Annotated in this window: 24 protein-coding genes; 10 read left to right on the top strand and 14 right to left on the bottom strand. The window is 49.3% G+C overall.

The genetic code is table 11. From position 1 onward, the window contains the following. Positions 1–76 precede the first annotated feature (76 nt). The 6 genes from carB to pyrR form a co-directional block, all read right to left on the bottom strand. Positions 77–3,268 carry a carbamoyl-phosphate synthase large subunit gene (gene carB / locus QZZ36_RS03340; protein ID WP_295076712.1) on the bottom strand — a complete coding sequence of 1,064 codons (3,192 nt, stop codon included), beginning with the start codon at positions 3,266–3,268 and terminating at the stop codon, positions 77–79. Positions 3,269–3,410: 142 nt separating this feature from the next. Beyond that, positions 3,411–4,508, bottom strand: coding sequence for a carbamoyl phosphate synthase small subunit (locus QZZ36_RS03335; RefSeq protein WP_295076709.1), 1,098 nt, complete (start codon positions 4,506–4,508; stop codon positions 3,411–3,413). A 121-nt stretch (positions 4,509–4,629) separates the two neighbouring features. Next, positions 4,630–4,986 (bottom strand): four helix bundle protein, encoded by a 357-nt coding sequence (locus QZZ36_RS03330; RefSeq protein WP_295076706.1) that lies wholly within the window; start codon positions 4,984–4,986, stop codon positions 4,630–4,632. A 40-nt stretch (positions 4,987–5,026) separates the two neighbouring features. Then, positions 5,027–5,953 carry an orotidine-5'-phosphate decarboxylase gene (gene pyrF / locus QZZ36_RS03325; protein WP_295076703.1) on the bottom strand — a complete coding sequence of 309 codons (927 nt, stop codon included), beginning with the start codon at positions 5,951–5,953 and terminating at the stop codon, positions 5,027–5,029. Between the two features lie 17 nt (positions 5,954–5,970). Beyond that, a complete protein-coding gene (locus QZZ36_RS03320; RefSeq protein WP_295076700.1) occupies positions 5,971–7,239 on the bottom strand; it encodes a dihydroorotase in 1,269 nt (422 codons plus the stop codon). Positions 7,240–7,273: 34 nt separating this feature from the next. Then, the gene (pyrR, locus tag QZZ36_RS03315; protein ID WP_295076697.1) at positions 7,274–7,795 is read right to left on the bottom strand and encodes a bifunctional pyr operon transcriptional regulator/uracil phosphoribosyltransferase PyrR; all 522 of its coding nucleotides are present in this window, start codon (positions 7,793–7,795) and stop codon (positions 7,274–7,276) included. Between the two features lie 340 nt (positions 7,796–8,135). Here pyrR and trmB point away from each other — a divergent pair, with 340 nt between their 5' ends. The 9 genes from trmB to QZZ36_RS03270 all read left to right on the top strand — a co-directional run bounded on the left by trmB (position 8,136) and on the right by QZZ36_RS03270 (position 17,612). Then, the gene (gene trmB / locus QZZ36_RS03310; RefSeq protein ID WP_295076694.1) at positions 8,136–8,798 is read left to right on the top strand and encodes a tRNA (guanosine(46)-N7)-methyltransferase TrmB; all 663 of its coding nucleotides are present in this window, start codon (positions 8,136–8,138) and stop codon (positions 8,796–8,798) included. Between the two features lie 2 nt (positions 8,799–8,800). Beyond that, positions 8,801–9,013 (top strand): hypothetical protein, encoded by a 213-nt coding sequence (locus QZZ36_RS03305; protein ID WP_295076692.1) that lies wholly within the window; start codon positions 8,801–8,803, stop codon positions 9,011–9,013. A gap of 264 nt (positions 9,014–9,277) precedes the next feature. Then, positions 9,278–10,267: a diaminopimelate dehydrogenase gene (locus QZZ36_RS03300; protein WP_295076688.1), complete on the top strand. Its 990-nt coding sequence runs from the start codon at positions 9,278–9,280 to the stop codon at positions 10,265–10,267. A gap of 172 nt (positions 10,268–10,439) precedes the next feature. Further along, a complete protein-coding gene (locus tag QZZ36_RS03295; protein ID WP_295076683.1) occupies positions 10,440–11,582 on the top strand; it encodes a leucine-rich repeat protein in 1,143 nt (380 codons plus the stop codon). Positions 11,583–11,677: 95 nt separating this feature from the next. Further along, positions 11,678–12,496: a hypothetical protein gene (locus tag QZZ36_RS03290; RefSeq protein WP_295076680.1), complete on the top strand. Its 819-nt coding sequence runs from the start codon at positions 11,678–11,680 to the stop codon at positions 12,494–12,496. 46 nt (positions 12,497–12,542) lie between these two features. Next, a complete protein-coding gene (locus tag QZZ36_RS03285) occupies positions 12,543–13,562 on the top strand; it encodes a hypothetical protein (RefSeq protein WP_295076677.1) in 1,020 nt (339 codons plus the stop codon). A 40-nt stretch (positions 13,563–13,602) separates the two neighbouring features. Beyond that, positions 13,603–15,177, top strand: coding sequence for an SEL1-like repeat protein (locus QZZ36_RS03280; RefSeq protein WP_295076674.1), 1,575 nt, complete (start codon positions 13,603–13,605; stop codon positions 15,175–15,177). A gap of 233 nt (positions 15,178–15,410) precedes the next feature. Beyond that, positions 15,411–16,415, top strand: a complete 1,005-nt coding sequence (locus QZZ36_RS03275; protein WP_295076671.1) for an SDR family oxidoreductase — start codon at positions 15,411–15,413, stop codon at positions 16,413–16,415. A gap of 18 nt (positions 16,416–16,433) precedes the next feature. Beyond that, a complete protein-coding gene (locus tag QZZ36_RS03270) occupies positions 16,434–17,612 on the top strand; it encodes an iron-containing alcohol dehydrogenase (RefSeq protein ID WP_295076668.1) in 1,179 nt (392 codons plus the stop codon). A gap of 4 nt (positions 17,613–17,616) precedes the next feature. Here the strand turns inward: QZZ36_RS03270 and QZZ36_RS03265 are convergent, their stop codons facing one another. After that, positions 17,617–18,189, bottom strand: coding sequence for a hypothetical protein (locus tag QZZ36_RS03265; RefSeq protein ID WP_295076665.1), 573 nt, complete (start codon positions 18,187–18,189; stop codon positions 17,617–17,619). Then, entirely contained in the window at positions 18,161–18,451 is a 291-nt protein-coding gene (locus tag QZZ36_RS03260; protein WP_295076662.1) for a hypothetical protein, read from the bottom strand. Before QZZ36_RS03260 ends, QZZ36_RS03265 begins: the two co-directional genes overlap by 29 nt. A 130-nt stretch (positions 18,452–18,581) precedes the next feature. Here QZZ36_RS03260 and QZZ36_RS03255 point away from each other — a divergent pair, with 130 nt between their 5' ends. Beyond that, positions 18,582–19,316, top strand: coding sequence for a polysaccharide deacetylase family protein (locus tag QZZ36_RS03255; protein WP_295076660.1), 735 nt, complete (start codon positions 18,582–18,584; stop codon positions 19,314–19,316). Positions 19,317–19,347: 31 nt separating this feature from the next. Here QZZ36_RS03255 and QZZ36_RS03250 read toward each other — a convergent pair whose 3' ends face one another. From QZZ36_RS03250 to QZZ36_RS03225, 6 genes are all read right to left on the bottom strand, one after another. Continuing rightward, a complete protein-coding gene (locus tag QZZ36_RS03250; protein ID WP_295076658.1) occupies positions 19,348–20,205 on the bottom strand; it encodes a hypothetical protein in 858 nt (285 codons plus the stop codon). A gap of 101 nt (positions 20,206–20,306) precedes the next feature. After that, on the bottom strand, positions 20,307–20,720 hold the full coding sequence (locus QZZ36_RS03245) for a peptide deformylase (protein ID WP_295076656.1): 414 nt from the start codon (positions 20,718–20,720) through the stop codon (positions 20,307–20,309). A gap of 49 nt (positions 20,721–20,769) precedes the next feature. Further along, positions 20,770–21,582 carry an amidohydrolase family protein gene (locus QZZ36_RS03240; protein WP_295076653.1) on the bottom strand — a complete coding sequence of 271 codons (813 nt, stop codon included), beginning with the start codon at positions 21,580–21,582 and terminating at the stop codon, positions 20,770–20,772. 98 nt (positions 21,583–21,680) lie between these two features. Then, a complete protein-coding gene (locus QZZ36_RS03235; protein WP_295076650.1) occupies positions 21,681–22,478 on the bottom strand; it encodes a GNAT family N-acetyltransferase in 798 nt (265 codons plus the stop codon). Next, complete coding sequence (locus QZZ36_RS03230) at positions 22,475–23,491, bottom strand: M42 family metallopeptidase (protein ID WP_295076647.1); 1,017 nt, start codon at positions 23,489–23,491, stop codon at positions 22,475–22,477. The genes QZZ36_RS03235 and QZZ36_RS03230 overlap by 4 nt, the downstream gene beginning before the upstream one ends. Next, entirely contained in the window at positions 23,488–24,504 is a 1,017-nt protein-coding gene (locus tag QZZ36_RS03225; RefSeq protein ID WP_295076645.1) for a M20/M25/M40 family metallo-hydrolase, read from the bottom strand. Before QZZ36_RS03225 ends, QZZ36_RS03230 begins: the two co-directional genes overlap by 4 nt. Positions 24,505–24,685: the final 181 nt, after the last annotated feature.

The raw sequence follows: 24,685 nt of genomic DNA, 5'->3' as shown, positions 1-24,685 counted from the left end.
TATCCGCCCCTACCGCGTATGTCATGTATATTTTATCGGTAATCGCGGGCTGTCGAGGACGCCAGCCCCTACAAATTTATATCTTGGTGATATCCACAAGCTCAACGTCGTTGATAGTTCTGCCCGATTCGAGGACTTTTACCAGCGATTTTGCCGTATCTACAGCAGTCAGGCTGCAAATAGAACGCTCTATGGACTTTCTTCTCATCTTAACGCTGTCGCGCTCTGGAAGTCTGCCCTTTGCGGAAGTGGATATTACATAGTGTATCTTGCCGCTGTCAAGAAGAGTTTCCACATTTGGCGTACCGTCAGATATCTTGCGGACAAGATTTGCCGCTATCATGTTCCTGTGGAGAACGCTCTGAGTACCCGATGTGGCATAGAGCTCGAAGCCCATGCGCTCGAACTTGTCCGCAATGGGAAGTATCTCCCTCTTGTCGCTGTCACGCACCGAGATAAGAACTCCGCCCTCGCGCTTGAGATCGAAGCCTGCGGCGATAAGTCCCTTCAGAAGCGCGTCCTCAAGGTTCCTGCCGATACCGAGACACTCGCCGGTGGACTTCATCTCAGGTCCCAGCATTGTGTCAACGTCTGTGAGCTTCTCAAAGGAGAATACTGGTACCTTTACCGCAACGTAGTCGCCTGCGGGATAAAGTCCGCTTTCATAGCCCATATCTTTAAGCTTTGCGCCGAACATTATCTTTGTGGCGATATCCACCATAGGTATTCCCGTGACCTTGCTGATATATGGAACGGTTCTTGAAGAACGTGGATTTACCTCGATAACGTATACCTCGTGGTTATATACCACATACTGTATATTCACAAGTCCGATAACGTTGAGCTCCTTTGCCAGCAGTCTCGTATACTCAACGATTATGCGCTTGATACGGTCTGAAAGGTGCTGTGCAGGGTAGATAGAGATAGAGTCGCCTGAGTGAACGCCTGCACGCTCGATATGCTCCATGATACCGGGGATAAGGTAGTCCTCGCCGTCGCAGATAGCGTCGACCTCCACCTCAGTTCCCATCATGTATTTGTCGATAAGAACGGGGTTCTCTATGTTATGGCTCATGATTATGCCCATATACTCCTTTACGTCCGCGTCGGAGTGAGCGATTATCATGTTCTGTCCGCCGAGAACGTATGAAGGACGGAGCAGCACGGGATAGCCAAGGTCGTTTGCCGCTGCAAGAGCCTCCTCGATGTTCATTACCGTATGTCCCGCAGGTCTCGGTATGCCGCACTTTTCAAGAACTTCGTCGAAGCGCTCCCTGTCCTCTGCCGCGTCTATCATGTCAGCAGAAGTACCGAGAATGCGAACGCCCATATCCGAGAGGTAGCGCGTCAGCTTGATAGCGGTCTGTCCGCCGAACTGTACCACAACGCCGTAGGGCTGCTCGGTCTCAATAATGGACTGAACGTCTTCTTTTGTGAGAGGGTCGAAGTACAGACGGTCGCCTGTGTCGAAGTCAGTGGATACGGTCTCCGGATTGTTGTTGCATATTACAGCCTCATAGCCAAGCTCTTTCAGCGTCCATACGCAGTGTACGGAGCAGTAGTCGAACTCGATACCCTGTCCGATACGGATAGGACCTGAGCCGAATACGATGACCTTCTTCCTGCCCTTGTCTGTGCGCTCGATGAACTGCTTTGCCTCGTTCTCCTCGTCAAATGTGGAGTAGAAGTAAGGGGTCTCAGCCTTGAACTCGCCTGCGCAGGTATCGACCATTTTGTATACGGCACTCTTGTGCTTGGGGCACTTCTGTCCGGAAATACGCTCGATAGTGCTGTCAAGATAGCCGTACTGCTTTGCGATGTCGTACTTTTCCTCTGTGAGTTCTCCCTCTGCGAGCCACTTTTCAAGCTCCACAAGGTTCAGGAGCTTGTACAGGAACCAGTTGTCTATCATTGTTATCTCGTGTATCTCCTCCGGAGTGATACCGCGTTTAAGAGCTTCAAATACGCAGAAGGAACGCTCGTCGTCGATGACGTGGAGCTTCTCGCGTATCTCTTCTGTTGAGAGCTTTGCGAGCTTTTTCAGGTTCATGGTGTCCATGCCCAGCTCTATGGAGCGGACAGCCTTCATCATTGCCTGCTCGAAGCTGGTGCCTATAGCCATTACCTCGCCTGTAGCCTTCATCTGAGTACCGAGGGTACGCTTTGCGTAAACGAACTTATCAAATGCCCACTTAGGGAACTTGATTACTACATAGTCCAGTGCGGGCTCAAAGCAGGCGTAGGTCTTGCCCGTTACCTGATTGATTATCTCGTCGAGGGTGTAGCCGATAGCTATCTTTGCAGCCGTCTTTGCGATAGGATAGCCAGTAGCCTTTGAAGCCAGCGCAGAGGAACGTGAAACTCTGGGGTTTACCTCTATAACGGCATATCTGAAGCTTGTGGGATGAAGTGCGAACTGACAGTTGCAGCCGCCCTCGACTTTAAGCTCCTTGATGATATTTATAGCAGCTGTACGGAGCATCTGATACTCCCTGTCCGTAAGTGTGACAGCAGGAGCGATAACGATACTGTCGCCTGTGTGAACGCCTACAGGGTCGAAGTTCTCCATTGAGCATACGGTGATGACGTTTCCCTTTGCGTCACGGATAACCTCAAATTCTATCTCCTTCCAGCCGCTTATGCACTTCTCCACAAGTATCTGTGTGATAGGCGAAAGACGGAGACCGTTGGTCGCAATGTCGCGGAGCTCCTCCTCGTTCTGTGCGATACCGCCGCCTGTACCTCCGAGTGTGAATGCGGGACGGACGATAACGGGATAGTGTATCACCTGTGCGAAGTCAACGGCGTCCTCAACAGTTTCTACCACCTTTGAGGGGATAACAGGCTCACCTATCTTTTCCATAGTGTCCTTGAAAGCCTGTCTGTCCTCAGCCTTGTGGATAGTCTCAGGGTCTGCGCCGAGAAGCTTTACGTTGTGGCTTTCGAGGAAGCCCTCCTCCGCAAGCTGCATGGACAGAGTAAGGCCGGTCTGTCCGCCGAGAGTGGAGAGAAGACTGTCCGGCTTCTCCATTTCGATTATACGCTTTATAACGTCAAGTGTAAGAGGCTCTATGTAGACCTTGTCAGCCATAGCCTTATCAGTCATTATGGTAGCAGGATTTGAGTTCACGAGGACTACTTCAAGTCCCTCCTGTTTCAGTGCGCGGCAGGCCTGTGTGCCTGCGTAATCAAATTCGGCAGCCTGTCCGATAACGATAGGACCAGAGCCGATAACAAGTACCTTTTTTATATCACTTCTGAGTGGCATTTCTATAACCTCCGTTTTTAATCAACAATCAAGATGTTTAATTCGGAATTCGTAATTAGGAATTATGGTGTCGGCTCTGCCGACTGATTAAAAAAATGTGAGCGTAAGCGAACACATTGATTCCGCATTCCGAATTCCTAATTCATTTAAGCATTGTATTTACAAAGTCGTCAAACAAGTAAGCTGTATCCAGCGGTCCACCGTGTGCTTCCGGGTGGAACTGGACCGTCCTTGCGTTGACTGAGGTATAGTGTATGCCCTCGCAGGTCTTGTCGTTTGCATTTATGTGGGATACTCTTCCCACGGAGGGGTCTATGCTGTCCCCTACTACCGCATAGCCGTGGTTCTGGCTGGTAACGTAGGTGAGACCGCTCTCTAAGTCTATAACAGGCTGATTGGCTCCTCTGTGACCGTATTTCAGCTTTTCGGTCTTTCCGCCGTTGGCAAGAGCCATGAGCTGATGTCCGAGGCAAATACCGAATATAGGTATGCCAAGCTTCTGTATCTCCTTTATATTCTCGATTATCTCAACATTTTCGGCAGGGTCTCCGGGGCCGTTTGAGAACATGATACCGTCAGGAGCAAGCTTTCTTATCTCAGCCGCGGTGGTATATGCAGGAACTACCACGACCTCGCAGCCGCGCTTTAAAAGCTCCTGTCTGATATTGCGCTTGTAGCCGAAATCGAAGAGAGCCACGCGGAGCTTCTTTTCCTCAGGCTCATAGGTAAGAGTTTCGCTGTTGGTAACACTCTTTACAGCGTCCTTTACCGTGAAAGCCCTTATCTTTTCAAGGAGCTCGTTCTTCTTTGCGTAAACGTCCTCGGTAGTGATAACGCCGTTCATGACACCAACTTCACGGATAATACGTGTAAGGCGGCGGGTGTCGATATTATTGATACCGACAATGTTATGCTCTTTCAGGAAATCGTTAATATTGCCCTCGCTGCGGAAGTTTGAGGGCGCGTTGCACCACTCCCTGACTATATAGCCGGTCACATAGGACTTTGCTGACTCGTTGTCCTCCGAGTTCACACCGTAGTTTCCAATAAGCGGAAATGTCTGTGTGACTATCTGTCCGTAGTAGCTTGGGTCTGTGAGAGTTTCCTGATAGCCTGTGACTCCTGTGGTAAATACGACTTCGCCTATGACAGTGCCCTTCGCGCCGAAGCTCCTGCCCTCGAACACCTGTCCGTCGGCAAGCATAAGATAAGCCTTTTCACCCATGTTGAATAATGACATTTTATTTTCCTCCTTGCGTTTTATAGAGGTCGAATTGCTGATGTTATGCACTCTGTTCCACGCCATTGTGGAGAGAGCGTTTTTAGAACTAAGAACTTAGATCTAAGAGCTAAGTTCTTAGTCATTGAATGCTTAATTTCTTTATGAAGCCGTTAAGAATAATCCCGACTTCATTTACAATGCTTAATGCTTCTCTGCATTGTTCTTCTGAAAGATAATCCAATTCAATACAAATGAACAACTGAGTTTCCAGTTCATACTTTGAACCACGGGCAATAGAAAGAAAATGAGCAAAATCTTTCTTTGAACCTCTTCCTGCTCCCTCAGCTATATTTGAAGGGATCGATACAGCAGCACGTCTCATCTGATCAGACAAAGCATATTGCTCATAATTGGGCATAAGACGTAAAAGCTTGTATATCTCTTTAACAAGCTGCATCGACTTCTGCCATACAATAAGGTTACGATAGTTTTCCATTTCTCACCTTTCTTAGCTCCAAGTTCTTAGATCTTAGTTCTTATTTCAAATTGATGTACTGGCAGATATCGTCTCTCATGCGGATAACTTCTCTTCTTGCTGCCTTTGCGAAGTCGCGCTCGTCGCAGCCTTCCTTCTTGTATGCACACATTACTGCACGTGATGAGTTGACTATAGCTCCCAGACCGTTCTCGTCGAAGCCGCCCTTCAGACCTTCCGCACCGCCGCCCTGTGCGCCGTAGCCGGGTACAAGGAACATTGTATGTGGAAGTCTCTGTCTCAGCTCTGTAAGCATTTCGGGGTATGTAGCGCCTACAACTGCGCCTACAGCGGAATAGCCATACTTTCCGCGGGTATCCTCGCCCCACCTCTCGCACATATCGCCCATGCACTCATATATTGTACGACCGTCAGCCAGCTTCATGTCCTGAAGCTCTCCGGAGGAGGGATTGGAGGTCTTTACCAGCACGTATATGCCCTTGTCGCGCTCACGGCATACTTTAAGGAGAGGTGCGATACCGTCAGTACCGAGGTAGCCGTTGACTGTGAGGGCGTCTGCGCCGAAGGGCTCTATCTCGCTGTCGCCTATAGTAACTGTACCGAGGTGAGCCTTTGTGTAGGCTTCCATAGTCGCGCCGATGTCGTTGCGCTTACCGTCAGTGATAACGAACATACCGTTCAGCTTAGCGTAACGGATAGTCTTTTCAAGTGTCCTTATGCCGTAATGGCCGTACATCTCATAGTATGCAGCCTGCGGTTTTATAGCGGGTACAAGGTCGTGTATCTCGTCGATTATCGCCTGATTGAAGTCGAATATAGCCTTTGCGGCTGCCTTCAGCGTCCAGCCGTCGCTGTCAAGGTAACGGCGCTGTATAAAATCGGGAACGTATTCCAGCTTGGGGTCAAGTCCCACCACCGTAGGATTTTTGAGTTCGATTATCTTTTCGATAAGTCTGTCAAATGACATTTCTTTTCCTCCTTGTATTATAATACATTGTATCTTATCTCGCCATTGGATATGGTAACGAGAGGTTTTCCTGTCAGCTCCATGCCCTTGAATACTGTATTCTTCGACTTTGAATGCAGCTTTTCAGGTTCTACTGTCCACTTTCTGTTTATGTCGGCTATGACGAGGTCGGCTGTGCTTCCCTCTCTGATACACGGTATATCAAGTCCCAGTATCTTACGGGGATTTATACACATAAGCTCCACTACCCTGTTAAGGCTTATCTCTCCTGTATGATACAGTGCTGTGAGGGTGGCAGCAAGAGATGTTTCAAGTCCCACAACGCCGTTGGGAGCCTTTTCAAAATCAGCCTTTTCCTCTGCGGCATGGGGAGCGTGGTCTGTGATTATGCAGTCTATGGTGCCGTCCTTTATGGCTTCTATGATTGCTTTCACGTCCTCAGGCGCCCTCAGAGGCGGATTCATTCTGTAGTCAGCGTCACGCTTTTCAAGGAGCTTATCCGTGAGCATGAAGTAGTGGGGCGCCGTCTCGCAGGTGACCTTAACTCCTCTCGACTTTGCAAAGCGTATCATAGCGGCGCTGCCCTCTGTGGAAACATGGCATATATGTATCCTTGCCCCCACTGATGAAGCAAGTATCATCTCACGAGCGGTTATGTAGTCCTCGGAGGCTCTGTCCATGCCTTTGACGCCGAGCTTTTCAGAGGTCTCGCCCTTATTCATTATGCCGCCGTTTATTATATTCAGATCCTCGCAGTGAGAAGCGACGAGCAGTCCGTTCTCCTTTGAAAGCTCCAGAGCCCTGCGCATATTTTCCGCATTCTCCACAGGTCTGCCGTCATCAGAAATACATATACAGCCTGCCGCTTTCAGCGCCTCGTAGTCGCAGAGACCGTTTCCGCTCATGCCGCCTGTTATGCAGCCTACGGGATATACGTCAACTCCCGTTCCCTTCGCCTTGTCAATGATATAGCTTATAGTCTCCGGATTGTCGCAGGGCGGCTTGGTGTTCGGCATCGCAAGGACTCCCGTAACTCCTCCTGCCAGTGCCGCGGCACAACCGGTGAGCACGTCCTCCTTATGAGTGAAGCCGGGATCGCGTAAATGCACGTGCATATCGAACAGCGAAGGCATAAGTACAAGTCCTGTTCCGTCAATGACCTGTTCCGCTCCATCAGTTATGCCGCTGTTTATCTTTGCGATGATCCCGTCCTTTATCAGTACGTCTGCTGTTGTATCCGTTACGTTGTCAACTGCACGGATATTCCTTATAAGGATAGATGACATATATACCTCCGTTTCGTATTCTGTGACAATTGCTTCAATATATGGTCACTCCGTCGCTGCCGTCGATCTCCTCAACGGATACCCTCACCACCTCGCTGTGAGAAGTGGGAAGATTCTTTCCCACATAATCCGGACGGATTGGGAGCTCCCTGTGTCCGCGGTCGATAAGCACAGCAAGCTGTATGGAGCGCGGTCTGCCACGCTTTATAAGGGCGTCAAGTGCTGCGCGTGAGCTTCTTCCCGTAAAGATAACGTCGTCCACTATGACCACGTTCTTGTCGGTTATATCGAAAGGAATATCTGTCTTTTCGTCTTCGCCTGCCGATTTGCTGTCGTCGCGGTATGGTGTGATATCAAGTGAACCGAAAGGCACCCTGTTTTTTTCGAGTTCGGAAAGCTTTTCGGAGATACGCCTGCCTATCGGCACACCTCTTGACAGGATACCGACTATGCACAGATCCTCGGTGCCCTTGTTCCGCTCGATTATCTCATAGGAGATACGGGCGATAGCACGCTGAACAGCCTTATCGTCCATGATAATGCGCTTTGACTCCATACACTGTTCTCCTTTCAGCAACAAAAAATGCCCCCCGTGCGGCAGGGAGCATACTTATAGTTATAGCTATGTTGTTATAATTACAGTATCGTTAACTCGCCTTGCCGACCTCACGGGATCGAATTAAAGGGTAGTTTCAATCAACAGAAATATTATATCACATTATGTTTCTCTTGTCCAGTGATTTCAGTAATATTATTATTTATTTACAAAAAGCCGCTCTTAAAGCTGCCGCTGATTGTAGGGCATTTCGGTATACGAAAAATTTTCGCAGACTATTGGAATTTACAGAAAAATGTGGTATAATTAATTGTTATCAGTACGATCACGGAGGTAATTTATGAGGATACGACATAAACCCTGGGCAAAGCCTGAGCTTGAGGCTTGTCCGTTCTATATACATGAACCGCAGAAGCAGATAGGTCACTGGAGAGAGCTCTTCTCCGAGCCCGAAAAGCCGCTGTACGTTGAACTGGGCTGCGGAAAGGGCGGCTTCATATCACAGGCAGCTCCTGCTCATCCGGAGGTAAACTTCATAGCTATGGACATCAAGAACGAGATGCTGGTCCTCGCAAAGCGCAAGCTTGAAGCCGCCTATGCTGAAAAGGGAGCTTCTCCCGATAACGTCCGCATAGCGATACAGAACATAGAGCGGCTCGAACTGGCATGGGACGAAAACGACCGCGCAGACCGTATATACATAAACTTCTGCAATCCGTGGCCCAAAGCCAAGCACAAGAAACGCCGCCTCACACATACACGTCAGCTTGTGAACTATAAAAAGTTCCTCCGCGGCGAACTGTGGTTCAAGACCGATGACGACGAGCTTTTCGAGGAGTCATTCGAGTACTTCGCTGAGGCAGGCTTCAGGATAAAGTACAAGACCTACGATCTGCACGCAGAAAGTCCTTATGAAAATTTTGTCACCGAACACGAGAAGATGTTCTCGGATGAGGGAAAGAAGATAAAGTTCCTAATCGCCGAGCCTGTAAGGGAGGATTAAGTATGGAATTCAAGAAAGATTTCCACGGCATACATATCGAGGGCGGTTCGGTAAAAGCCGCCGGCAAGGGCAATCTTGCGGTATCAGAGGAAGTTCCGCAGGATATCCGCACTAAGATAGTTCCAAAGAACGTAGTAAAGACTGCCGCAAAGGCTGCCGCTCTTACGGGACTTGTCCTGCTCAAACACAAAGCAAAGAAAAAACGTAAATCATAATTTAGCTTTGCTAAATTTTGATTGAGTTGAGAATTGAGAGTGGAGAGTTAAGAGTTAATGAGTTCGCTGCGCTCATATATTTAATTATATCGCCGCAGGCGATACACCACAACTGTCAACTCTCAATTCTCAACTCTAAACTAAATCATAATTTTGCTGCGCAAAATTATGATTTAAAGCTTTACAACTCTAAAAAAAGGTGCTATAATGTTTATAAACTGTGTTCAATGGCGAGCACAGTAATTATAAGGAGGTAATTTCCAAATGGAAAAAGTAAGAATAGGTATCGCAGGCTACGGCAACCTCGGCAGAGGCGTTGAGCTTGCTATTCGTCAGAACGATGATATGGAACTCGCAGGCATCTTTACACGCCGCGATCCTTCAACAGTCAAGCCCCTCACAGCAGGAGCCGCTGTTTACAAGATAGACGACGCCGAAAAAATGGCAAAGGACATAGACGTTATGATAATCTGCGGAGGAAGTGCTACAGATCTTCCCAAGCAGACTCCGGAAATGGCTAAGCTCTTCAACGTCATCGACAGCTTTGATACACACGCAAGGATCCCAGAGCATTTCGCTAATGTTGATAAGGCAGCAAAAGAGAGCGGTCACCTCGCATTGATCTCTGTCGGCTGGGATCCGGGTCTCTTCTCACTCAACAGACTTTACGCTGAGTCCATACTCCCTAACGGCAAGAGCTACACTTTCTGGGGCAAGGGCGTAAGTCAGGGACACTCCGACGCTATCCGCCGCGTTGAGGGCGTTAAGAAGGGGATCCAGTACACTGTTCCGATAGAGTCAGCTATGGAGGCTGTCCGCAGCGGAAGCCAGCCTGAGCTGAGCACCCGTCAGAAGCACCTCAGAGAGTGCTGGGTAGTTCCGGAGGAAGGCGCTGATCTCGCTAAGATCGAGAACGACATCAAGACAATGAAGAACTACTTTGACCAGTACGATACAACAGTAAACTTTATCAGCGAAGAGGAATTCAACGCAAAGCACAACAAGATGCCCCACGGCGGTTTCGTAATGAGAAGCGGCGTTACAGGTGACGGCGAAAAAACTCATCAGATGATAGAGTATTCACTCAAGCTTGAGTCAAATCCTGAATTTACCGCAAGCGTACTCATCTGCTACGCAAGAGCTCTTGCAAGACTCAAGGCAGAGGGCGCTACAGGCTGCAAGACAGCTTTCGACATCGCTCCCGCTTACCTTTCAAGGCTCAGCGGCGAAGAACTGAGAGCTTCAATGCTTTAATAAAAATATTTTACAGGAGCTGCTTCGCGCAGCTCCTTTTCTGTATGCACATGGTACAAATAGCAGCAAAGTCTTCTGTGTATTTTGTGAGTTTTGCTCTGATTTTATTGACAATCGCCCCTGCAAGTGGTACAATTATTATATAAAATATGGCAATAATAGGGGGATAATTATGGTACAGACAAACGCTATATGCACTAATTGCGGCAAAACAGTCGAAGTCGATAAAACCAAGGACGCCTGGGTATGTCCTCACTGCAGTACTCCTTTTATAGTCAGCAAGGCTGTAAACAAATACAAGTCGCAGCATAAGGAAATTGCAAGGAAGGTAAAGGCTGTCAAAAAGCAAAGCAGTGACTTTGAGGTTCAGGACGGCGTACTCACCGCCTACAAGGGCAGCGCCGAAAATGTAACTATACCGGGAGAGGTGCGAAAGATCGCCAACCACGTTTTCGAGAACAACACCACTCTGAAGCATATCACCTTCCATGACAAGCTGGAGGAAATAGGCGGCTACGCTTTCCGTGGCTGTACGTCCCTTGAAGAAGTGAGCTTCCCGGACAGCATCGTATCAATTGATATATGGGCTTTCCGCGGCTGCAGCGCTCTGAAAAGCGTCGTGCTTCCTCCGCATATCCGCAGTATATCCGATGCTCTGTTTGCAGACTGCACAGAGCTCACATCAGTTGAGCTCCCCGAACCGATAGGCGAGATAGGCGCATTTGCTTTCTCAGGCTGCAAAAAGCTGTCTGACATCGAGATACCACAGTACGTCTCGCAGATAGGAAAATACGCTTTCTCAGGCTGCGAAATGCTTGAAAGTCTGAATATCCCGGAGGGCGTTTCGCATATTCAGGAATGTACCTTCGCAAACTGCTCAGCCCTGTCGGCGATCGGTATACCGAGAACTGTCAGGACCATCGGTACATCTGCTTTCCAGAACTGCGTCTCTCTCAGAAGCGTAGAGATCCCTGCAGGAGTGCTCAGCGTTGACGGCTTCAGCGGCTGTACGGGGCTGAGAGCCATAGAAATACCTGCCGGAACTACCTCGCTGGGCGATTTCAGCGGCTGTGAGAACCTTGAGAGCATACGCATACCTGCTTCCGTCAAGAAGATAAGCGGCGGCTTCAATAACTGCCCTAACCTTCTGACCATAACTTGGCCAAATCTCTCAGACAACGCTTCAAACTTCCCGGCTTACTACGAAACAGTTATCGCGAGCCGCAAGACTGCCGGAAAATGTCCGTACTGCGGCGGCGATTTCAAGCTCATCACCAAGGTATGCAAAAACTGCGGCAAGAAAAAAGACTACTGATGCACGGCGGTTTCTGCTGTTTTTGATCAGACTATTGACGAAAACGGGTTTTAGAGCTATAATACTATTGTATCAATCAGCACAAGGAGAATTATATGAAGCTCTTTTCCCGCATCACTGCTATTATCACAGCATTTCTGCTGCTGTCTTCAGCATGGAGCTGCAACAGCACGGATAATAAAAAAAGCAATATCACAAAGAACGAATCAGCTGCCACAGAAGCTTTGACTGCTGCCTCTACTGAAGCAGAAGGCACAACAGTTACTTCGGTAACTGTTACAGCATCAGGCACTGAAACACCGGCGGAGACTTCTTCCACTGTCACGGAAACTGCCGCGGCGACTACGGAGACTGCTGCTACCGCAGTCACCACCGAGCCTAAGACAGAGGCTCCGCAGAAAGGCTTTGCGACCTGCATTGACGCCGCAAGAGCTTATTACGACGCATATCTTCACGGCAATCCTGACGCCGTATACGATATGTTCTGCGCAGACGAGATAGCAGGCTATCACGCATATCTCGACACTTCAAGATCAGAACTCCTTGACGGCAAGAACGCGCAGGTACTCTTCAAGCGCTCAAAGGTAACAAGCGCTATCAATGACTCTATTAAAAAAGTACATTCCATTATGGCTGAAAAGTCTGACGTTCCTCCCGAAAAGTGGACCACGACACTCGATGAACAACTCCTCAAACCTACAGATGAAAACGCTCTGAAAGATTTCAACAAACAACTCGGAACAAACTTCTCGAACGCTTCAGACTGCGGCATCGTTTATTACAGAGACGGCAATGAGGAACACGATTTCATCGGAAACGGCTGCGGCTTCGTCGAGCTGAACGGAAGATGGTATCTTTCTTATACGACCGTGATGAAATGCGAGCTGATCACATATATGGATATTTACAGATAAAGGGCGGGATTCTGCCCTTTTCTTCTGAAAGCAAAGGAGAGGTATTATGTCTGTATTGGAAAAAACAGGTATATTTATCATTGGTTTTCTCCTTCTCGCACTTATAGCCGCAGAAATAGTCGGTCTTGTTTCAAATCTTATTTTTGCTCCCGTCTTTGGCATGAGGGTAACCACTATATCTTTTTTCGGTCTGGAATTCGCTGTTTCCGATAACAAGTGGATCGTGACCTTTCATAAGTTCAGTCCTTTAATACAGTACGATGTGCGTTTCGACAACCGTAAGTCGGTGGAGAGCTTCAGCAACAAAAAAGGCGATATACTGCAATTCGTAAGTATCATCGCTAAATTTGCCGCAGCTGCCGCGCTCTGCTTCGCATTCCGCGGACTGCTCACCAAGCCGGAACGGTACACACTTCCGGAGCTGCTCCTGTTCTCATTTACGGCAGGAATGCTGTTCCATGCACTATTTTCATTTGCTATATACCTGTATTCGGAACTCGTCCTTATGAAACAGCTGAGCGGCTGCATAGATTCCATACTGAACAGGCTCAGGCAGGGAGAGAGCTACGCTTCCCTAAATATGAAACCGATGGAAGAACTCGGCTTCAAGGACTCCACAAAGACTGAGCAGCTGCTTTACTATCAGCTGTATATGGGGTACCTTGCCGCCCTGAAAAATTACAACGGTATGCGCGATCCCTCTCACAAGGCGATGAATATCCTTCTGGACCGCGGATACTTCGTTCAGGAAACAGGCAGCTACTACTGGCTGATATACTTCTTCTCCGAGGTCGAGCCCAATCCGCAGATCACCGAAATGCTGCTCGAAAGGCTCGGAAATGTGATAAACAAGGATAAGGACGCCAATGCAAAGCGCGTTCTCGCCTACTACCTTTTCAATATAAAACAGGACTTTCCCGGCGCTCAGAAAATGGTGAACGAGGGCTTCCGCGCCCTTAATTCCGATTCCGGTCTCGCAACCGAGCGTGACCTTGAACGGCTGCTGCTCACCGACCTGAATGAAAGGCTGCAGGTAATAAATCAACCTGCCGCTGTCAGCTGCTGAACTCTTTCCTTCAATAAATACCACACGGAGGCTCTCCATTATGGACAACAATCTGCTAACTGAAACTTCCAAAGCCGCAAAAGAGGTCATTGACCGTTTCGGCATAGATATACTCTCAGACCACAAGAAATTCTGCTCGGCTTTTTCGGACTTTGCTCCCCGTCTTTCAAAGGAGAACAAAGCCTTCTTCGTTGCACTCAGCGAGGATATCGGAGATATTTTCATACGTGAGAACGAAGCAGTCATCTCAGGCACAAAGCTTGCCGATGACATAGTACAGCGTGCTTCCTCGGAGCTTAGCGAATACCTGAACGCCGAAAAAGCCGATCTCGTAGCGTTCAGTATCGCTTCCGCTCTTGGCTGGCAGCTCAGGAACAATATCTCCGCTCCGTCTCCCGGCAGTGATGAGGTATTTACAGGCGGTTCCTCTGCCTCACTTATCGAAGATCTTTTCAGACGCGCTCAGAACGGCGACAACGACGCAAGCTTCAACCTCGGTGAACGCTTTTTCTACGGAAGAGGAGTCAAGCAGGACTATGCAAAAGCCGTAAAATGGTATATCCTGTCCTCTGACCGCGGCGACTGCAGTTCACAGAAAAAGCTTGCCGACTGCTATTACCTCGGTCAAGGTACGGAACGCAATGTCGCACTGGCTGCAAAGCGCTACGAACAGGCGGCAGAACAGGGCGACTACGATTCGCAGAAGGCTCTTATACGCTGCTTTACCATTGGCGGCGCGGGTCTCTCTCCTGACAGGACAAAGGCTTTGTATTACTCTCAGAGATACGGTATACATATTGAAGCCAATACCTCTGACGGTCTCCTGAAATCCGCTTTGTCAGGCGATTCAGAAGCACAGTTCAAGCTGGGAAATATGTACCTCAGAGGCGTCGGCATTGAACAGGACAGCGAAAAGGCTCTTTACTGGCTGAAAACAGCCGCAAGTCAGGGAAATACCGACGCACAGTTCAATGTTGCCTGCTGCTATCTTTCGGGCATCGGTGTACCGCAGGATAAAACATCAGCAGTCATAATGTTCAGGGAAGCCGCTGACAAAGGCGATCTCGACGCTCTCAACAATCTTGCCGGGTGCTGTATGCGCGGCGATGGAACTTCAAAGGATCAGAGCACAGCCGCAAAGTATTATAAACAGGCAGCTGAACAGGGTCACGCCAAGGCGCAGTACAATTACGGCGAGTGTCTTTTTAACGGCTACGGAGTACCAAAAGATCCCGCAGCTGCCGTAAAATGGTACCAAAGAGCCGCCGAACAGGACGACCCCGACGGTCAGTACTCCTACGGCTGGTGCCTTATCAACGGTGTTGGTACGGCTGAGGATCCGGTGACCGGAAAAAAAATGCTTGAACTTGCCGCAGACAAGCACCATACTGCTGCTCAGAAGGAACTGGGCTACTGCTACACCAACGGCACAGGCACATACAAGAACTTTTCCCTTGCCGCAAATCTTTTCAGTAAGGCTGCTGCCGGCGGAGACAAGGAAGCTGCCGAAGCGCTTATCACCTGCTACAAGTACGGCGGCGAGTACCTCGTTCCCAATGAGGCTAAAGCCTATCGTTACGCTGAACAGTACAACATTGATTACTATGATATATAAGCTCAGCCCCGCAGCAATGTCACGGGGCTTTCGTTTTATTATCCGGCTGCCGGAAGGACGATCGACAAATTCCGCTGTTTTTTATTTTTAAGTGCAAGAATTTACATAAGAAACAATATATTTAATATTTTTCCCGAATTCAGATATTGCTTTATTTATAAATCTGTGTTATAATTAATCCAACAGTTTTACAGCGCAATATACAAAAATTACTCTGAGAGGTGAACAAATACTTGAAGATACTACTCATCGGCGGAACAGGCACTATAAGTATGGCAATAACAAAGCTCCTTGCTCAGCAGGGACATGAGGTCCTGCTGCTGAACCGCGGCGGCAGGAACAGTGAACTGCCTGAAAATGTACGTACCATACAGTGCGATATCTCAGACGAGCCGGAAGCCGCAGAAAAACTCAAAGGTATGAGCTTCGACTGCGTCGGAGAGTTCATAGGCTTCGTACCGTCACAGGTGGAAAGGGATTTCCGGCTTTTCAGCGGCAGAACGAAGCAGTACATCTATATCAGCTCCGCTTCCGCTTATCAGAAGCCACTTGCGGACTGCGTCATTACCGAGAGCACTCCCCTTGCTAATCCCCACTGGCAGTACTCCCGTGACAAGATAGCCTGCGAGGAATACCTTATGAAGCAGTACCGCGAAAACGGATTTCCCGTAACTATTGTACGTCCCAGCCACACCTACGACGAGAGGTCGGTGCCCCTCGGAGTACACGGAGACAAGGGCAGCTGGCAGGTGGTCAAAAGGATAATGGAGGGCAAGCCGGTCATAATACACGGCGACGGCACCTCACTCTGGACTATCACCCACAACAGCGACTTCGCAAAGGCATATGCCGGACTTGTGGGAAATATCCACGCTATCGGACAGGCTTTCCATATAACCTCTGATGAAAGCGTCACATGGAACCAGATTTATTCAATAATTGCCGACGAGCTGGGCGTTGAGCTGAACGCCTGCCATGTTTCGTCGGAGCTGCTCAACGCCATAGGTCCCTACGATTTCGAGGGCACTCTTACCGGCGACAAGGCAAATACAGTTATATTCGACAACTCAAAGATAAAACGCGCAGTTCCCGGCTTTACCGCAACTGTACGTGCAGACCAGGGCATAAGGAGCACTATAAGATACATACTCGCCCATAAGGAGTGCCAGACTGAGGATAGAGAATTCGACAGCTGGTGCGATAAGGTCGCTGAAGCAATAAAAAATATAAAAATATAATAAAGGGAGGAATACATAATGGATAATTTTCAGTTTTACAGCCCCACGGAGTTCATATTCGGAAGGGATACGGAATCAAAAGCAGGAGAAATGGTAAAGAAGTACGGAGGCACAAAGGTGCTCATACACTACGGCTCAGGCTCCGCGGTCAAGTCCGGACTCATCGCAAAGGTCAAGGCTTCACTCAGCGAGTGCGGAATAGAGTTCACAGAGCTTGGCGGAGTACAGCCCAATCCCCGTGATACTCTCATCTACAAGGGAATTCAGCTCTGCCGCGATGAAAATGTTGACTTTATTCTCTCCGTAGGCGGCGGCTCATGTATAGACTCCTCAAAGGCTATCGCTCTCGGTGTGCCGTATGACGGAGACTTCTGGGACTTCTACGGCACAGGCAAGGAAGTTGAGAAGGCTCTCCCCATTGGTACTGTGCTAACTATAGCGGCTGCCGGAAGCGAAGGCTCAGGTGCGTCGGTCGTCACCAAAGAAGACGGAAGCTTCAAGCGCGATGTGGGCTCTGACAAGCTCCGTCCACGTTTTTCCATACTTGACCCTGAGCTTACCTGCTCTCTTCCTGCTTATCAGACAGCCTGCGGCGCAACGGATATAATGGCTCACGTTTTTGAGCGCTATTTCACAAACACTCACGAGGTCGAGATCACAGACCGTCTCTGTGAAGCTGTACTTCTTACAATGATAAAGGAAACTCCCCGTGTTATCGTACAGCCCGACAATTATGAGGCAAGAGCAAATATAATGTGGGCAGGTACGGTCGCTCACACTGACATAGTCGGCGTAGGAAGAGCTCAGGACTGGAACAGCCACCGCATAGAGCACGAGCTTTCAGCTCTCTATGACTGCGCACACGGTGCAGGACTCGCTGTAGTCATGCCCGCATGGATGGAATTCGTATACAAGCATAATGTAATGCGTTTCGCTCAGATGGCTGTCCGGGTATGGGGCTGTCAGATGAATTTTGAGAATCCTGACGAAACAGCTCTTGAGGGCATACAGTGCTTCCGCGGCTTCCTCCGCAGCATAGGTATGCCGATAAACTTCAAGGAGCTGGGCGCAAAGGAAGAGGATATCCCGAAGCTGGTGGACAAGCTCGGCATCGGTGACGGAAAGACCGGCGGATTCGTTCATCTCTCGGCTCAGGATATCGCAACCATATACCGTATAGCTGCTCACGCAGAATAAAGGACTATCTACGGATATCCCCGGTATACAGAGCAGCTGAAGCTATGAGCAACGGCAGGGCTGTAATACCGCAACGCAGGACAGCCGCTGCGGAAAGAGCTGTCATCATGATCCCCATAGCTTTCACGGCAAGAGCAGCTGTGCGTTCACAGGCTCTTCCCTCTGTAATGCAGGCAATGACCGCTCCGCCGTCAAGGCTGTAATATGGCAGCATATTATAGACAGCTGCGGAAAGATTCAGCAGCGGAAATATACCGCCGCAGCCTGCGAGCTTCATAACAGAATAAACAGCAATATTGGCGGCAGGTCCCGAAAGCAGCACGAATACGCTGCTGCGTGTCGGGAACGTGCCGCCTTTTCGTGTTACGATACGGATCCCCGCTCCGCTTATCTCAACAGCTCTGACCCTTCCGCCGCACAGCGCAAGAGCCGCAAGATGTCCTGCTTCGTGGAGGGCGCATACCGTATAGAATGCAAGTATGAGACTGCTGCTGCGGAACAGGAATATCAGCGCGTTGAATACAAAAAAAGAAAAATGTATACGGACATCAGTTCCGCATATCCTGATTCTTATCAAAATAATCTATCAGTATATCTATGGGATTCGGCATTACCTCTGCCGTGTCAGCCGCAAGACTTTTTATCCGTCCGAACACCCCGGCAGTCACTTCAGGACGGAATATCCTGCCTCCCGCGAGCAGAGCCGCAAGAAGTATGCATATCACTGCCTGCGTGGCTATAATATCATCTGCCTTGTTTCTTCGCTTTCTGTCGTATTCCGCCATAAGGGCTTCCGTGCTGCCGCTGTCGTACTCCTCTTTCGCTTCATCATTTCCCATAATATCACCTCAGTAATAATTATGCAAAAAATTGCGAAAAATGCAAAAATACCCATGTTTTTTCTCATTTTCACAGCTCATAATACTATTGCGGAGTTATTCCGCACTCAGAAATCAGAGGTAAATGCTTATGAAAATAAACGCTTCCGCTGCATTGCTTACCGCCGCTGCTTTGCCATGTACGGCAGTATATGCTGCCGACTGTACAAAGAAAGGCTACGGTCAGGGAACGGCAGTCGATGAGATGAACCGCCCCGTTGACGCAGTGCAGTTCAACAGCCGATTCGGCGACCTTGATGCCTTCGCCCTGTCGGATGACGATAAAAGAATAATCATCACCTTTGATCAGGGCTATGAAAACGGCTATACCGCAAAGATACTGGATACTCTGAAGGAAAAGGACGTCCATGCGATATTCTTCCTGACAGGTCCCTACGCAAAAACAGAGACAGCGCTGGTAAAGCGCATGATAGACGAGGGGCATATCCTCGGAAATCACGGCATGACTCATGCAAGTCTGCCGGCTCTGTCCGATGAGGACGCAAAGAATGAGATACAATCCCTGCATAACTATGTAATGAACAATTACGGCTATCAGATGCAGTTTTTCCGCTGTCCCTGCGGTGAATACTCCGAGCACGCTCTCGGTATCGCAAAGGACTGCGGCTACACCACTCTTTTCTGGAGCAGCGCCTATGTTGACTGGAAAACAGACTGTCAGCCTGATCCGGCTGAGGGTCTGAAAAAGCTGACCGACGCAGCTCACGGCGGAGAGATACTGCTGCTTCACTCTGTTTCAGCTACAAATGCAGAGATACTGGGAGAGCTTATAGACAATTTCCGCGCAAAGGGCTTTACGGTATAAAAAATGGGACACTTTCGTGTCCCATTTTACTTTATGCCAGTCTGCCCCTGATAACAAGAGTGCTTACTCCTGCCTGCGCAGCCCACTCACCTGTTGTATCTGACTGTGAAAAGCTTGCCGCGGGTACAGTTACCTGTCCGTCAAGGCTGGTGAATACTCCAGTATCGGGATCATAAGCGTAGTTGGTTCCCGATACCCAGGTCGTTCCGTTGAACTCAGCCGTAAGTCCGCTGAGGGCAGGTGTGAAGGTATCGCTGAATATCACGTTATCCGCAGCCTCTGCCGGAGCTGTTCCGAAATTCTGGATAATAAAGGTGTAGGTCACCTCACCGTTCTCCTCAACAGCAGCAGGACTGAGAGACTTGCTGATAGCAAGGTCGATGCCGTCGCTGTAGGAGATAGTCTCGGATACTGTCACAGGCTCAAAGCCGGCTCCGCTTATAACTGCGGTGTTCTCTATATCAGCGTCGGCTCCCATAGGGGCGAAGCTGTTTGCGGAAGCTGCGTATACCAGCATAGCATTGCCGCCTGCCGGTACATTTATACCCGTCACCGTGAGAGGTGAGACCGATGTCACCGCAGGTTCGGGCTGCTGAACGCCATTTACATAATAAGCAAGAGAGCCGTCCCTGTAGGTCAGTGGAACAGCGGTACCTGTCTCACCGAAGCTGTAGGCACCGAGGTCGTCTGTGACAGTGAGTCCGCTGTAGCAGACAGAACCTGAATTCACGATACTTATCATATAGACGTTTTCACTTCCCTGCGAGTAGCTGTCCGAAACAGCACTCTTCTCCGCGGAAAGCACCTCAAGTATCTCGCCTGAGGTTATATTTGAGCTTGCAACTGTACCGTTATAGGACAGAGTAGCCTGATTATAGAAAGTCGCCATACATATACCTCCATATGGCGGAAAACCGCCGTATTAAGGGAGGGAGACTCCCCTCCCTCAATGTATTATATGACAACGCAGAATATTGCGTGATTCCAGTCTCAGATTATGATACCGCTGAAATGGTCTATCTCGTGCTGTATTATCTCCGCCTCAAAGTCCCGGAATATCCCCCGGCGGCGCTTGAACTTCCTGTCCGTATACTCCACTGTTATGATACGGTGACGGGTCACGGGACGTACTCCGCTGAGGGAGAGGCAGCCCTCCTCGGTATCGTAGGTCTCCTTTGAGCGGTCAACTATCACGGGATTTATCATTGCGATATATTCATCGCCTATAAGCGCCACAAGTATGGTCTTGTGTACACCTATCATATTCGCAGCCATTCCCACACAGCGCTCCGCGTTTGCCTTTACCGTATCGAGAAGGTCGCGGACGACCTGTATATCCGCTCTCGTTGCAGGCTCAGACTTTACTGCGAGGACAGCTTCGTCCCTTACTATATCCTTTACCATAAAGATATTCCTTTCCAAAGAAAAACGGGACAGCTGTGTCCCGTTTCTGTTATTTTATCTCAAGAAACTCCTTGAAATTGTCTGCAAGTATCATCTGATTTTCTTCCTCGGTGAAGCCAAGCTTCAGGAAGCGCATAAGCTCGTCCTCATGGCTCCACATTGGGAAATCAGAACCGAAGAAGCAGTTTTCGATACCATACTTTCTTACTATCCCTGCGGCTCTCTCAGGAGTCAGGAATGCCAGCGAGCTGCTGACGTCAAATCTGACGTTCTCAAGTCCCGGAAGGATCTTTTCCGCAGCGTCCCACTGCTGATATCCGCCGAGATGTGCGGCAAGTATCTTCAGCTTCGGGAAATTGTCGTGTATCCTCTTTATGCGCTCAGGCGCGGAGTAATCATATCTTGCGTCGCCGCAGTGTATGAGCAGAGGAAGTCTTCCCTCCATGAGCTCGTATATCCTGAAAGCCTCAGGAGAATCGGCGTTGAACTTCTGAAAATCAGGGTGCAGCTTCACACCGTGGAGTCCGAGGGATATTATCTGCTCTATATCGCCTTCAAGGTCCTCGGAATCCGCATGGGTTGTGCCGAAACCGTAGAAGCATCTGTGCTTCTCGCACTCTCCTGCGATATATATATTGATATTGCTTGTCTGTCTCGGACTTGTGGCTGTTGAGCACACAAGATACTTTTTAACGCCTATCCTGCTGCCGGCTTCGATGAGCTTCTCGCTGAAGCCTCTGTTGTTCATGGGCAGACCGTAAAAATGTCCTATGCTGTCCGTCGCAGTATCGGCGATCTTTTCGGGAAATATATGGGAATGAGCGTCTATTATCTCATATTTTCCGTAAACCTCAGGGTTCATTATATCCATCTCCTAAAATACAGATTCAATGAACATTATACCCTATCCGCCGGTAAAAGTCAAGACGTTATATAATACTTATAGCCTATAGGCAGCTATCACCTTTCCTCAAGGCGTCCCTTTGCAGCGCTTTCCTTCTCGATGTCGATACGTTCAAGGACTATCTCACGTCCTGCGATACGGAAGCCTATCTCCTGATAGAAGCTCACTCTGACGTCGAGAGCAAGGAGATACGCCCTTTTTCCGAGTCCGTTGAAGAACTTCGCCAGCCATTTCAGGAACTCCCTTGCGTAACCCCGTCCTCTTGCAGCCTTGTTTGTAGCAACCTGTCCGATAAGGACTGTGCTGCCGATATCAAATACTGCCGAAGCCGTTGTGGAGTTGCGGTAGGTAAACACACGGCTGATACCGTGGCGGCAGCGGTGGGAGGTATCCGTGTACCAAAGAGAGAAATCCGCTATATTCGGGAAGCCCTCACAGAGTATCTTGTATACGTCAGGAAGGCTGGGATTGAACTCAACGTGCTCCTCGATAGCTTCAAGAGGCGTATCATCTGGGATAAGCTCGAAAATAGTACGGTTGAGCACCTGATAACGGTCCGGTATGGTTATACCCTCCAGTATCTTCTGGTCGCCCTCGATACGGAAAGGCAGGTTCATGCTTACAAAAAGGTCTATCTCGTCATTGGGTTCAAGCTTTCCGTCGCCGCATATTATCAGTGTGGAATTGATGATAAACATGAAACCCGTACCGATACCGTCAGTTATCTTGTAGAAACGGCAGAATTCATAATTCGGACCGTAGGCTCTCATATAGGCAAGCATTTTCTTGCCTGAGAGGGTCTTGTTGAGCAGTACGCGGTCAAGCTCGTGCTCATGTTCGATAAGCTTTATCATATCTCATGTATCCTTCCGATAAGAGATTTTACCAGTTTATATGTATTTTCAAGGTCGGTGCAGGCTATGACCGACGACGGTGAATGAAGATATCTGCATGGCAGCGATACAGCCATTGTACGCACTCCGCCGCCGCTTATGTGTATTGCTCCGGCGTCATTTCCACCTGCTATCATGGTCTTTGTCTGACAGGGTATGCCCTGCTCCTCCGCGATATCAAAGGCAAGGTGGTAAAGCTCCTTGTCATACATGGTATGCCTGTCCATGAAGGAAACCACCGGTCCCTTACCGACCTCGCAGACCCTTTTTGCGCCGGAGGCTCCGTCGATGTCCGCAGCCGTGGTGGATTCGAGGACTATGGCATAGTCCGGGGCTACAGAGTATGCGGAAGCAGCTGCTCCGCGGAGACCTATCTCCTCCTGCACGTTGAAAACAAAGTATGTGTCGTATTCAAGCTCCTCATGCATTAGCTCTGTCATCATAACGCAGCCTGCACGGTCGTCGATCGCCTTGGACTTGATACAGCTGCCTATTTCAACAAACTCCGAATCAAAATAAGCGCAGTCTCCGGGAGAAACGTATTTCTCAGCCTCAGCCCTGTCCGCAGCGCCGATATCTATGTAGAGACTGTCGGTCTTTGGAGCCCTTTCGCGCTGCTCCTTGCTGAGATTGTGTACAGCAGTAGAGCCCACAACTCCGCTGATACGGCTTTTTCCCACTCTGACCTGTCTGCCGATGACCACAGAGGGGTCGATACCGCCCACATTGCCGAAGCTGAGCGTACCGTCGGGACGGATATATGTTATTATAAAGCCCACCTCGTCCATGTGTGCGCACACCATGAGCTTCTTAGCGGGAGTTTTCCTTCCCTTTTTGAAGCAGATCAGATTTCCGAGATTATCTGTCCTGTACTCGCATACGTCCTTTATTTTGCTTATTATAAGCTCGCGCACAGCACTCTCGTCGCCTGAAACTCCGTCCATAAGACACAACTCTTTAAGCAGCTCTTTCATTTTACACCCTCCCTTATGAATCCTGCAAGCAGCTTCGCGGTCATTTCAACGTCCTCGAGGTCTATCACTTCAACGGGAGTGTGCATATTCCTCAGCGGTATAGATACCGTACAGGTCTTTGCGCCGCAGCGGTTCACTGAATAACGGTCGGCATTGGTGGAGGTAAGTCCGCTCATTACCTCTCTCTGATATGGTATATCTTCAGCCTTCGCCGTGCTGATGAGGCTGTCGCTTATCTCGCGTGAAAGGGAGGGAGAAATGCCTATCATGGGTCCCTTTCCAAGATAGCCGCACTTGCTCTCGTCCTCGCCTATAGCGTAGGCAAAGCTCACATCGACCGCAATAGCGATATCGGGATCCAATTCAAAGGCGCCGATCTTGGCACCGCGCTCACCCACTTCTTCCTGAGTGGAGAATATAACAGCAGTATTGTAAGCCAAGGGCTTATCCCTGAGGAGTTCCAGCGCATAAAGTATGGAAGCAACTCCGCAGCGGTCGTCAAGAGCGCCCCCTGTGATACGGCTGCCGATAAGGTCACGGCAGGTCACATCAAAGGTTATGCTGTCTCCTGCTTCGATCACCTCTTCAAGCTCTGCCTTTGTCAGTCCGGTATCTATAGCCACGTCCTCCATTTCAAGGACCCCGCTGTCTCCGTTGGTGAGATGAGGAGGAACAGAGCAGATAACTCCCTTAACATCACGCTTTCCGTGTATCACAACAGGCTGCGCAGGCAGGAGCCTGCGGTCTATGCCGCCTATATTTCCGACCTTCACAAATCCCTCGTCCGTGATATATGTTACGATTAATCCCACCTGATCTATATGAGCGTCAAGCACCAGCAGAGGAAGTCCCTCCTTATGAGTGCCGAAGCGTCCGATCACATTTCCGTTTATTATCTCTGCGTCGGGACAGTATTCCCTGAGCATCGACAAAGCAAGCTCCGCTGCGCATTTCTCGCTGCCGGAAGCTCCGCAGGCTTCTGCGAGCGAGATAACAGTCTTTTTTATATCCATTGCCTTTGTCCTTTCGTAAGCTGATTTGAGTTCAGTTTCTATTATACCACATCATGCGGTAAATGGCAATATTCGCAGAGAAAAAGTTGCTGTTTTTTCACAGCCCGGCTCAGATCAAACATACACAAGCTGTACGCCGCTGCACAGTTGACGGAATAATGTTGTGCGTCTGAAACTTCTC

Origin of the sequence: Ruminococcus sp. (assembly GCF_016287535.1) — a bacterium.
Taxonomy (GTDB): Bacteria; Bacillota; Clostridia; order Oscillospirales; family Ruminococcaceae; genus Ruminococcus.
Note: the sequence above shows the minus strand (reverse complement) of the source record. Positions and strands in the feature narration are given on the sequence as shown.